This window comes from Ciceribacter azotifigens, from assembly GCF_048159625.1.
GTDB lineage: Bacteria > Pseudomonadota > Alphaproteobacteria > Rhizobiales > Rhizobiaceae > Allorhizobium > Allorhizobium azotifigens.
Genome location: NZ_JBLQTA010000017.1, coordinates 82,139 through 92,905, shown reverse-complemented (window position 1 = coordinate 92,905; position 10,767 = coordinate 82,139). Strand labels below are relative to the sequence as shown.

12 protein-coding genes and 2 pseudogenes are annotated in these 10,767 nt (G+C 61.3%); 7 read left to right on the top strand and 7 right to left on the bottom strand.

The window, feature by feature from the left end; genetic code table 11:
* Both ACM6UT_RS19790 and ACM6UT_RS19785 read left to right on the top strand, forming a co-directional pair.
* Positions 1–254 (top strand): annotated as a pseudogene (locus ACM6UT_RS19790) (carbamate kinase); the annotation flags it as partial.
* 389 nt (positions 255–643) lie between these two features.
* A complete protein-coding gene (locus ACM6UT_RS19785) occupies positions 644–1,381 on the top strand; it encodes an SDR family oxidoreductase (RefSeq protein WP_416799065.1) in 738 nt (245 codons plus the stop codon).
* On the opposite strand, the gene ACM6UT_RS19780 is transcribed toward ACM6UT_RS19785, so the two are convergent.
* The 5 genes from ACM6UT_RS19780 to ACM6UT_RS19760 all read right to left on the bottom strand — a co-directional run bounded on the left by ACM6UT_RS19780 (position 1,344) and on the right by ACM6UT_RS19760 (position 5,554).
* Positions 1,344–2,267, bottom strand: a complete 924-nt coding sequence (locus tag ACM6UT_RS19780; protein ID WP_416799064.1) for a LysR family transcriptional regulator — start codon at positions 2,265–2,267, stop codon at positions 1,344–1,346. The two genes, ACM6UT_RS19785 and ACM6UT_RS19780, sit on opposite strands and share 38 nt — an antisense overlap.
* 187 nt (positions 2,268–2,454) lie before the next feature.
* Positions 2,455–3,042 carry a class I SAM-dependent methyltransferase gene (locus ACM6UT_RS19775; protein WP_416799067.1) on the bottom strand — a complete coding sequence of 196 codons (588 nt, stop codon included), beginning with the start codon at positions 3,040–3,042 and terminating at the stop codon, positions 2,455–2,457.
* 119 nt (positions 3,043–3,161) lie between these two features.
* Positions 3,162–3,935 carry a DUF2066 domain-containing protein gene (locus ACM6UT_RS19770; RefSeq protein ID WP_416799063.1) on the bottom strand — a complete coding sequence of 258 codons (774 nt, stop codon included), beginning with the start codon at positions 3,933–3,935 and terminating at the stop codon, positions 3,162–3,164.
* Positions 3,936–4,094: 159 nt separating this feature from the next.
* Entirely contained in the window at positions 4,095–4,943 is an 849-nt protein-coding gene (locus tag ACM6UT_RS19765) for an EamA family transporter (RefSeq protein WP_416799062.1), read from the bottom strand.
* Positions 4,940–5,554 carry a nitroreductase family protein gene (locus ACM6UT_RS19760; RefSeq protein WP_416799061.1) on the bottom strand — a complete coding sequence of 205 codons (615 nt, stop codon included), beginning with the start codon at positions 5,552–5,554 and terminating at the stop codon, positions 4,940–4,942. The genes ACM6UT_RS19765 and ACM6UT_RS19760 overlap by 4 nt, the downstream gene beginning before the upstream one ends.
* A 104-nt stretch (positions 5,555–5,658) precedes the next feature.
* Between ACM6UT_RS19760 and ACM6UT_RS19755 the strand changes: the two genes are divergently transcribed.
* The gene (locus ACM6UT_RS19755; RefSeq protein WP_416799060.1) at positions 5,659–6,564 is read left to right on the top strand and encodes a LysR family transcriptional regulator; all 906 of its coding nucleotides are present in this window, start codon (positions 5,659–5,661) and stop codon (positions 6,562–6,564) included.
* Positions 6,565–7,593: 1,029 nt separating this feature from the next.
* Positions 7,594–7,827, top strand: a complete 234-nt coding sequence (locus tag ACM6UT_RS19750; RefSeq protein ID WP_416799059.1) for a hypothetical protein — start codon at positions 7,594–7,596, stop codon at positions 7,825–7,827.
* A gap of 376 nt (positions 7,828–8,203) precedes the next feature.
* On the opposite strand, the gene ACM6UT_RS19745 is transcribed toward ACM6UT_RS19750, so the two are convergent.
* The gene (locus ACM6UT_RS19745) at positions 8,204–8,740 is read right to left on the bottom strand and encodes an SRPBCC family protein (RefSeq protein WP_416799058.1); all 537 of its coding nucleotides are present in this window, start codon (positions 8,738–8,740) and stop codon (positions 8,204–8,206) included.
* The gene (locus tag ACM6UT_RS19740; protein WP_416799057.1) at positions 8,724–9,083 is read right to left on the bottom strand and encodes an ArsR/SmtB family transcription factor; all 360 of its coding nucleotides are present in this window, start codon (positions 9,081–9,083) and stop codon (positions 8,724–8,726) included. The genes ACM6UT_RS19745 and ACM6UT_RS19740 overlap by 17 nt, the downstream gene beginning before the upstream one ends.
* A gap of 84 nt (positions 9,084–9,167) precedes the next feature.
* Between ACM6UT_RS19740 and ACM6UT_RS19735 the strand changes: the two are divergent.
* From ACM6UT_RS19735 to ACM6UT_RS19725, 3 genes and pseudogenes are all read left to right on the top strand, one after another.
* Positions 9,168–9,853 (top strand): annotated as a pseudogene (locus ACM6UT_RS19735) (IS256 family transposase); the annotation flags it as partial.
* 182 nt (positions 9,854–10,035) lie between these two features.
* Positions 10,036–10,347, top strand: coding sequence for an ArsR/SmtB family transcription factor (locus ACM6UT_RS19730; RefSeq protein WP_416799056.1), 312 nt, complete (start codon positions 10,036–10,038; stop codon positions 10,345–10,347).
* Positions 10,344–10,742 (top strand): SRPBCC family protein, encoded by a 399-nt coding sequence (locus tag ACM6UT_RS19725; RefSeq protein WP_416799055.1) that lies wholly within the window; start codon positions 10,344–10,346, stop codon positions 10,740–10,742. The genes ACM6UT_RS19730 and ACM6UT_RS19725 overlap by 4 nt, the downstream gene beginning before the upstream one ends.
* The last annotated feature ends 25 nt before the right edge of the window (positions 10,743–10,767 follow it).

Here is a 10,767-nt window from a genome sequence, read left to right as displayed (position 1 = left end):
TGTTGTTGCTGACCGATGTGGACGCGGTCTACCGCGGCTTTGGCAGCGCGAGCGCCGAGCCGATTGTCCATATGTCCCCGGACGAAGCCCGCGCCTTTGGCGCGCCCGCAGGCTCAATGGGCCCGAAGATCTTCGCTGCCGGTGATTTCGCCGACACCGGCGGCTTCACCGGAATTGGCCGGCTGGAGGATGCCATCGCCATCCTGGACGGTCGCGCCGGCACGCGGATCGACAAGGCCATAGGGGCAATTTGATCCGTCGGTCCGGCGATGATCTGGAGTCAAGCGTTGGATCCCGATCGCCCCTGCGGTTTGCCTGGTATGAAAGCCAAGCTCGCGAGGGCGACGGTAAGCAGTGAGCAGGCAACGGCGCAAAGCCACGCCGTCTTCACTCGATTGGAAAGTCGTCCGGAAACAGGCACAATCACAGTCACTGCCGCCGGGATCTGCTATTCGAGGTTCTTCGGTCGTCAGACCGCAAGCGACGTCGCGTTAGGCGCATCACGCAAAACCTCGTCGGAGCCGACACATTCGGAGTCATGACCGCGCTGTCATCGGAGAATCCGAAGGCATGATCGGATACTTCCGTTTTCCTTGCCGCACGGCACAAGGCATCTGCTCTCCGTCGAAAACGGGAGATGCACATGACAGATACCAGGATCGAAGGCGCGGAAATCGTTATCGTTGGCGGGAGCTCCGGCATGGGATTGGCGCTTGCGCGGCGGCTGCTTTCCGAGGGAGCGCATGTCACCATCGCGAGTCGTACAGCGGCGAAGCTTGAAGCCGCCCGCGAGGCGCTCGACGACCATCCGGCATTGCGTACCGCAGTCCTTGATCTGACACGCGAAGGTGAGGTTGCCGCCTTCTTCGCCGATCATCCTCGGCTCGATCATATCGTCAGCACGGCGGCCGATATTGATGGGGCTTATCAGCTGTTGCCGGATCTCCAGATATCCGCGGCGCAGCGGGTGGTGGAAAGCAAGTTCTACGGGCCATTGCTGCTTGCCAAACACGGTGCAGCTCGTCTGCCGCCCTCAGGCTCGATCACTTATACATCGGGGGTGGCGGCCTACCGGCCTGCAGCGCGCGGCTCGGTCGTCGCAGCCGTGAACGCCGCACTAGAGGGGCTGGTGCGAGCTCTTGCCGTGGAACTCGCGCCCCTTCGCATCAATGCCGTCTCGCCAGGATGGGTAGCAACCCCTATCTGGAAATTTGTCGCGGGCGATGCCGCGAAGGCGAGGCTTGGCGAGATGGCCGAACGCCTGCCGGTCGGTCGGGTCGGCCAGCCCGAAGACATTGCCGATGCGATCCGCTTCCTGATCGGTAACGGTTTTGCCACCGGTACTATTCTTCACGTCGAAGGCGGACATCGGCTGGTCTGACCGGTCGCAACTCGCTTTGCGCTGCTGTGAGCAGCAGCGAAAGCGCCGGTGGTTGTATTCGCCGCCGGCGCCAGACCATGATCAGCGAAGCCGTCGGTACCTTGCCCGGCCAGGGCAGTTCGCAGATGTCGTTGTGTTTCGCGTAGGCGCCGATCGCAAGACGTGGCACCAGGCCGTAGCCCGCGCGGGCCGCGACAAGCCTGATGATCGTCGCGATGCTGTCGACCTCGGTCGCTACCCGTGGTGCTTCAACGCCCGCGTCGGCAAAGGCGGCATCGAAGAGGCGGCGGTAGACACAGCCGTCCTGGGTTGCGATGAAGGGCAACTGGTTCAGGTCGGCGAGGGTTGCGGAGCACGGAGCATCGGCGTTGCCGCCCGAAATGAGCGCAAGCGGTTCGTGCGATACCAGACGGGTGACGAAGCGCCCGTCTTGCTGGCCGCGATCGAAGGTGATCGCGAGGTCGATCGAACTGTCGTCCAGCCAGCGCTGCAGTTCGGCGCTGCCGCCGATCCGCAGTGTCAGGCCGATCTCAGGATGTGCCTCCCGGAAGCGCAGGAGAAAGGCTGCGAGTTTTTCGGCCGCGATGGTTTCAAGCGTCCCGATCGCAAGGGTCCGCTCGCTCTGACAGGCAGCGGCGCGGACGGCAATATGTGCCTCGTCGTTCAGCGCCAAAATCTCCTCCGCATAGGTCTTCATCGCCTGCCCGGCCGGCGTCAGCGTCACGCCATGGCGACTGCGCTCTAGGAGCTGGACGCCCAGCTCCTGCTCGAGAGACTGCATCTGGTCGCTCAAGCTCGACTGGGCAAGGTTCGCTTCCGCGGCGGCCCGAGTGACATTGCCGAGTCGTGCGACGATGAGGAAGGTTTTCAACTGTCGTGGGTTCACTTCAAGCCTCCGCGCTCACAGTCCCGCGATCGTCCATGTATCACATCGCGGCGGTTTGAGCTGCGGTTCGAGCGCAGTTACCGCTGCTCCAAGCGATGTGCGTGGACAAATGGGAGGTGGAAGGGAGTTTATCTTTAGCGTGGTTGAGACACGCGGAAAGCGCCTCCGTCAAAGTAGCGCTTGCCCATCACGGGTTGGGCGCGTCACGCTCAAACAGGAAGACGGAATTGGTACTGCCCTGGTCGAGCGTCAACGTGGAAAAATCCGGGCCGGGATATTCGGCGAGAAGTCTGAGCCGCGACCTTGGCAGATAAGCCCGGCAGGGATCGCCGATCAGGGAGAGCACGCCCGAAGCCAGGCATCGGTCAAGAAAAGCCGTGATCCTCGCGGCAAGCACTTCGTCATAGAAGAGATCGCCGACCAGCACGATATCGAAGTCGAGCAGGGGCTCGGTCGAAAGATCGCCGAGCCGAGTCTCGACCGAGACTGCGTTGGCCTCGGCGTTGAGTTCGATCGCGACCATTGCATAGGGATCGACGTCAGCCGAGACGACCGCCGATGCCCCCGCCTTCGCCGCCGCGATACCGACAATGCCGGAACCGGCGCCCAGATCGAGCACCCGCCGGCCCGATACCAATGTCGGATTGTCGAGGACATGCCGTGCCAGTGCCAATCCCCCGCCCCATAGATGGGCCCAATAGGGTGCGCCGAACGCGTCGTCGTGCTCGGCGAGGCGCCAGAGCCCGCTTCTCGGGCCGGCAGTATAAAGCGAGATCTCCGGGACAGTCGCTGCGGGGCCGAGCGAGAAATTGCCGCGGATGAACCGATGCAGATCGATGGATTGATTGGAGGTGATGAGAGCGTCTCTCCTGTTGGAAATCGCCTTGCCGGGCCTTACGGAGAGCCGTTGCCGGAAAGGATCTGTGCCGCGCCGCGCACGGCGACGCGGAAGGCTTCGTCGAAATTGACGCCGCGAACTGTCCAGAGGTGTTCCTGTTTTCCTGCGGCCAGGCGCCATGTCCCGGTCCAGCCGAGATCGGCATCGCTCCACATGAGCTTGCCCACCAGGGCGAGGTCCGCGCCGGCTGCCTTTGCGGCGCGGGCGAGTTCCGGTGCGCCAGGTCCCAACGCCCAGGGTTCGCCATCGGCGCTTGAGACAAACGAGACCTGCATGGCCATTGGCTCGGCACCCAGCGCGAAGGACTCACGCATTGCGGCATCGCGTGGGTCGTTAGGCGAAACGCTGTACAGGGAGTCTCCTCGCTGGACATCGAGGAATACGGCGAGAGACGGCCGCGCGTCGCGCCAGGGACGACTGCCAAGACTGGTGAGCAATTCGTCGATGACACCCGGATCATAGCGACACGTCAGATCGTGCGGGCGGTCGTAGGTGCCCTGCTCGTCACGGATTGGTCTCCCGGCCAGGCGGTCACGATAGGAGAAGGATCGAACAAAGGTGCCGGCGCGTTCCCGCAGCGCCTTCATCTCGGGACGGTGGGTGAGGCGCTGGTCGCCCGACACCCGGACAAGCACACGATCGAGACAATCCCGGAAGCCCGTCTCCAGGTTCTTTTCGCCCTGCCCGGTGACGATCGTCCTGGCGCTATAGAGTTCATCGAACCCGTCCGCCGACGTGGTGCCGGGGGACGCTGCCAAAACGAGCAGCATGGCCATTTTCGCGAAGCAATGCATGTGTTCCCAGCGCTTCCCGGCAGATGTCAGCTCTGTAAACTTCCACAGCGACCTCGATCGTGCAAACGCTTTTCCTCCGGCTTCCTCGCCGATGACATGGTAGAAAACGTGTCGTGTCGTGAATGTGCGGCAAGTTCAGGTCTTCGTGCGCTGGCTGAGCCAGATACTGCCGATGACCAATGCGATGCCGACAATCTGAAGCACGGTCAGCGTCTGTCCGAGCAGGCTCCATCCTAACAGCACCGCGGTCAGCGGGCTGAGGAACAAGAGGGACGATACGACCGAGGGAGGCAATCGTCCGATCCCTCGGAACCAGAGGGCATAGGTGAGAGCCGCCCCGATGAGACCGAGCCATGCCAGACCCAGAACGTTGGCGATTGTCGGAACAGGAATGGGTTGTCCGGTGAGCAGAACTGCGGGAAGCAAAAGCAGCCCGCCCGCAGTCAGTTGCCAGGCGGTGAAGATGAGCGGCGACACCGGAGGCCGCCACTTGCGAGCAAGGACGCTTCCAAGCGCCATGGATGTCGCGCCGGCGAGACCGGCGGCAACGCCGATCGCATCGAGCGCGGCGCTCGGCGTCAGGACGAGCAGGGCGACGCCGCCCATCCCGACGAGCGCGCCGATGATGTTCGACGGCCGCACCGGGCTGGAAAGCAGGAAGGAACTCAGAAAAACGACGATAAGAGGTTGCGACGAGAGGACGGTGCCGGCAACCCCTCCGGGAAGCCGGTAGGCGGCGACGAACAGCATACCGAGAAAGATCGAGATGTTGAGGGCGCCGAGCACCGACGCGCGCAGCCACCAGATCCCGCTCGGCAATTTCCGTACGATCATCATCAGGATCAGGCCTGCGGGCAAGGCCCGCAGCATGGCGACGGTGATCGGGGAGAAACCCGTCAGGAATTCGGTCGTGACGAGATAGGTGCTGCCCCAGATGACGGGTGCGATCGCCGTCGTGGCAAGGTCGGAAGCATTGGTCTTCATGATAGCAGCAGAACCTCCGAAAGCGGCCGGCGCGGCTTCTGTGGCCAGTTGCCCGGTGCGGCGCGCCCGACCGCAAGAAGCACTACGGGCGTCTCATTCTGGGCGAGGCAGAATTCACGTGCCACTGCCTCGGCGTCGAAGCCGCCCATGAGGCTCGATGCGAGGTCCATCGCGGTGGCGGCATACATGAGCGTCGCCGCGCCAAGGGTAGCCGAACGTATCGCCTCGTCGCGGGCGGCACGGGGCTCGGAATACTGGGCCCTGACATTCTCCTGCCAACCGAAAGCCATGCCCTGCGGCATGTGTCCTGCGTCGACGAATGGGCGCAGCCGGTCGGCAAGGGCGGTGTGGTCGGGCGCCTGACCGCAGATGATGAATGTGACGGCGGCGTCGGAAACCTTGGCTTGGCCGTAGGCCTGCTTGCGCAGTCGTGCTTTCGCATCTGCTGTGCGGACTGCAATGAACCGCCAGTTCTGCAGATTGTAGGCCGTTGGTGCGCGCGTGGCGAGCCGAACGAGCTCGCCGATCTCGGCGTCCGTGAGGCTGTGAGACACGTCAAAATGATTGGCCGAAACGCGCTGCTCGATAAGAGGGATCATTGGATGGGGCATTGTGAGAAATTCCCTGACACTGTTGCAGCAGAGGTAGAGAATTCACGTTCGGGATAGAATACGTTGATGGGAAAAGAGACTCTTATCTGACAGGGAATAATCAATTGGACCGCTTCACGGCATTGCAGGTCTTTCGACAGGTGGCAGAACTGGGCAGCTTTGCAGGTGCAGCCCGCAAGCTCGGCCTTTCGCCGCCCGCCATCAGCAAAAATCTGGCGGAACTCGAAGCCCATCTGGGGGTGCGCCTGATCAACCGGACGACGCGGCGCATGGCGCTGACCGAGGAAGGCAAGACCTATCTCGATCACGTCACCCGCGGCCTTGACGCGCTGACCCAAGCGGAAGAGGCGCTCTCGCTTGTCAGGACGTCGCCATCCGGCACGCTGCGCGTGAGTGCGCCCATGACGGTCGCGCTCGTTCGGTTCTCCGAAGCGATTCCGGAGTTCCTCTCGCGTTACCCGGACCTGAAGCTCGAACTGCATCTCGATGACCGCCGCGTCGACATCGTTCGTGAAGGATTCGATCTTGCAATACGCGGCAGCAGCAATCTCGAAGACTCAAGCCTCGTTGCCAGAAAGCTGGCGGTCATGCCGCATGTGCTCTGCGCCGCTCCGGATTATTTCAGGCGGCATGGAAAGCCACAAACACCGTCCGACCTGAGGAGGCTGGACCACATCCGATTCCCATTTGGCGCGAATGCCGACACCTGGGAATTCAGAAAGGATGGCCGCACCGAAAGGATCGCGGTCCAGGCGCGCTACTCGGTAACGTCGAGCCTCGCCGTCCGGGACGCACTGCGCGGCGGTTTCGGCGCCAGCCTTATACCGCTTCCCTATGTTGCGAAGGACCTGCAAGACGGACGGCTCCAGTCTGCCCTCGATGATTGGAAGACCGCGGAGGTCACACACTACGCGGTCTATCCCTCGCGTCAGCACCTTGCGCCGAAGATCCGCGTCTTCGTCGACTTCCTGGTCGAGCAGTTCGGTCGTGTCCCGTCCGGCTTCGACTGAGCGCCGATGATCGCGCCATCTGAACTTGCACATTGGTGGATTGACGAACCAATGACCCTTTGCCCGAAGTTGTTGAGGGAAGCCGCCGAGATGGCCGTGCGTCGTCGTCGCAACTCTTCGCCCCTGTTCCAGGCAGGTGATCAGATCCATTTCGGCGACGTAACCTGAGAGAAAACCGGCAATGAAGCTGTCGCCCCTTTAAGCCGCGCGTGACGACGGCGAGACGTGCTCTCTCGCCGACGAGGCGTGCAAGCATGGCCTCGGTGGCTGCATCATCCTCGCCGGCCGAGCCAAAAGCGATGGAAAGCTCCCGGCGATCAGGGTGGGCTTTGCCGCGTCTCGAAAAAACCTCCCCAATCCCTTGAACAGAGAGTGCATGATGCTTTCCGTATGCACAGTGCGTGTCAGTCAGCGTCTCGCAACTTCCGTCGGCTCGGTTCACATGTAGTCGCAGGGTTGAGAAGGGCTAAAACCCTTGAAACCCGCGCGCGGACAGTCGCAACGCTCATCGAATTGGGAAGGTGGCTTGGTTCGCTTGCAATTGGGATCAGTTTTATACGCATGACCGGGCACGTTCACGTACTTCTCGTTGGTGCTACTGATGCACCCTGCAAGAATAACGAGCATAGAAAAAATTATAACGCGTTTCATAGGAACACTCCTCCGCATCTTTAAATTAGTATATGCGCACATATTGCTTTACTCTGCCTTGATCAAGATCAAGTCCATTTGGAGAACCAGCGAGCCGCGCATGCTTTGGCGATCCTGACGCGAGCGATACGCACGTCCACGTTGCCGCCAAGTAAGACGGCTGCATTTCGAGAGGATCTTCCAAATTGCGTTGGCGATACACGCTTGGCCACGAGCACGGGAGGTCGTGAACTTGCGGCCGAATATGGGAATGCTTGATCCGGGCGCCTGGTTCGCGTCGGAAACATTGCCCCAATCGTAGGGCATGAGTTCACTATGGACATGGAGAAATGGGGGATAATTCCCTGCCGTGTCGTCGCTGTCGAGGAGGGGTGAAGATTGGCATACGCCTTTGGTGATTTCGAACTGCACTGGGAGATCGTTCCTCAGGAGGATGCTACGATCCTCAGGCTTGAGCATCGCGGTTTCGATCTTGAGAATCCCCGGCACCGCTTCGCATTCGAGAACACGGGGCCGGCTTGGCGCGACGTCGTGCTGCCGAGGCTGGCCGAAGGGCTGCTCGAAGCTGCCTCACAAACTACTACGGACGGGGTCGTGGAGCGGGGCGCATGATCTGGCGCCCCGGCTTGCGCATCCGCTGTCGCCGGTATTCGTCTCCGTTCAAAGTTCCGGCCGCGTTCCTTCGTAGTTTTTCCTTCCTTCATCGCCAATCGAACGTATGATCCGTGTCGGATTTCCTCCGACAAGGATATTCGCGGGGACGTCTCTGGCAACGACCTAACCCGCGGGCACAACCGAGTTTTCGCCTATGGCCACCCCACCGATAATCGTCGTACCGGCTGCAATCCATACGCTTCTCATAATCACGATGGCCTTTCGGGTTGTCAGCCAAACGGCCGGCCTGCGCCGGGCACCTGTATTTCGACACCCAGGATATTTCCGTGAATGTCTAATGCTTGGGACGTGACGGATATCGGATGCCGCCAAGCTAAAGATCCGATGACCGACCCATGCCCGGATCCCGCGCAATGAGAAGATCATCGAGTTGTTCGAACGACTCGCCGAACCCGCTCGTGCTCCCGGAGTCGATGGCACCGTCGAGCGCTTGTTTCGAGGGATAGAGGTCGAGCATGACGACCAAGGTCTGTGCGCCTTGTTCTTCGAACGTCACCGTGGTGACGGGCCCGTCTTCGGCACCTTCCTCATTCGTCCAGACGAGGCGGGAATGCGGTGACACGTCGATGTAGCGGCCAAAGAACGTCATGGGTTGGTCAAAATCAGGGTGGCCGAACACGAAACTGTAGCCGGCTCCCGTCCGCGCATCGAGCTCGCAGGAGATAAAGGTCAGTCCGAACGATTTGGGCGTCCACCAGCGCATGAGCAACTCGGGCGTGGTCCATGCCTCGAAAACGAGGCGCGCCGGGCCGTTGAAGCTCCGCCTGACGATGAGTTCGCGCTCGGACGTTCGTTCCACCACGGTGCGGTTCGCCGCAGCGTTCGGGCCACTTTCATTTTTCGCGGTCATCAACCATCTCCCTCTGTTTCAATTCCTCGACGATCTCGTCCAACGCGTCAAAACGTGCCGCCCAAAGTTGTCGGTATCTTTCGATCCATGCCGCCTCTTCCGCCAGCCGACGCGGACCGAGGCTGCAGGTCCGCACGCGCCCGATCTTCTCCGTGGTGACGAGCCCAGCCCGCTCCAAGACGGCGATGTGCTTCTTCATGCCGGTGAGCGTCATGTGGAACTTGTCGGCAAGCTCCGTGATCGACGCGTCCTCGCGAGCAAGCTGTTCCAGAACGCCGCGTCGGCTGGCGTCCGACAGCGCCGCGAAAGTGGCATCAAAGCGGGCTTGAGAATACTGAACCATCAGGTTCAGTATCTACCATGTGGGTTTCGTGAGGGCAAGAGCGGGCCGAGCGCTCGTCGCCTTTCCAAACGATGGCGTCATCCGGGTGGGCGCATGGTCTCCGTCGCCGTCATCATCGTGGTGGGTGTCAACACCGACGGACGCCGAGAGGTATTGGGCATGGAGATCGGCACATCCGAGGCAGAGCCGATCTGGACGGAAATTCTGCGCAAGCTGACCAGGCGGGGACTGCGCGGCGTCAAGCTCGTCATCTCCGATGCGAATGAGGGATCAAGGCCGCCGTCTCGAAGGTGCTCTCTACCACGTGGCAGCGCTGCAGGGTCCACTTCATGCGCATGCCTTGGCACATGCCGGAGAGAGCGGACGGAGTGTCGTCTCCGCTTTCATCGCCACCGCCTTTGCCCAGGACACGCCGGAGGCCGCAAGCACCCAATGGCGCAATGTCGCTGACCAAATCAGGCCGAAGGTGCCGAAACTCGCAACCCCTATGGACAGCGCCGAGCAGGACGTGCTCGCCTACATGACATTTCCCAGGCAGCACTGGACCAAGCATCACAGCACTAACCTATCGAGCGATTGAATGGCGAGATCAAGCGCTGAACGGAGGTCGTCGGCATCTTTCCCAATGATGATGCCATCGTGCACCTGGTCGGTGCGCTATTGCTTGAACAAAATGACGAATGGGCCGTCCAGCGTCCCGCTACATCGCACTTGAGACCATCGCCACGATGAGCGATGATCCGCTCATCCACCTGCCAGTGGCAAGCTGACACGTTACCGGCTCTGTCCGGAGAGCACGGCGAGCGCCGAAGCTGCACCACGCCATGGGACACGATCGAGGACTTCGTCGTCATCTCCTTCATTGCAGTCGTACTGAGGCCTCGATGAAAGAGTCGCGGAATATGTCGGAACATGTTGACATGTCGGAAATTTCCGACATGTTAGAGTCATGATGAACGAAGCAGTCTTCTCCGCGCTCGCCAATCCTGTCCGCCGGGAGGTGGTGATGCTCCTGCTTTCACAGGAAAGAAGTGCCGGATCGATCGCGGAGGCTTTCGACATCAGCCGTTCAGCCGTGTCCGAGCATTTGGGCGTCCTGCGTCAGGCGCAGCTTGTCCGAGAAACCAGGGCTGGGAGGGAACGGATCTATTCGCTCAACGCCGAACCGCTGGTCGCGCTTCGCGATTGGCTTGCTCCTTACGAAGACTATTGGAAGGCGCGCCTCGCGAACCTGGCGAGGGACCTCGAGGAGACGAACGAATGAAATTGAGAACCGTGACCGTGGAACAGGTCATCAAGGCGTCACCGGCGCGCGTATGGGAACGGATTTCAACGCCGGGCGGCATCGCGCGCTGGTGGCGGCCCGGAAACATTGCGCCGGTTGAAGGCCACGAATTCACGATGGATATGGAAAAATGGGGGATGATCCCGTGCCGTGTCATCGCCGTCGAGGAGGGGCGCAGACTGGCCTACACCTTCGGCGATTTCGAACTGCACTGGGAGGTCGTTCCTCAGGGCGAGGCGACGATCCTCAGGCTCGAACATCGCGGTTTCGACCTTGAGAATCCTCGGCACCGCTTTGCATTCGAGAACATGGGGCCGGGCTGGCGCGACGTCGTGCTGCCGAGGCTTGCCGAAGGGCTGCTCGAAGCTGCCTGACACGACTTAACGCGGGAGCGGGTGG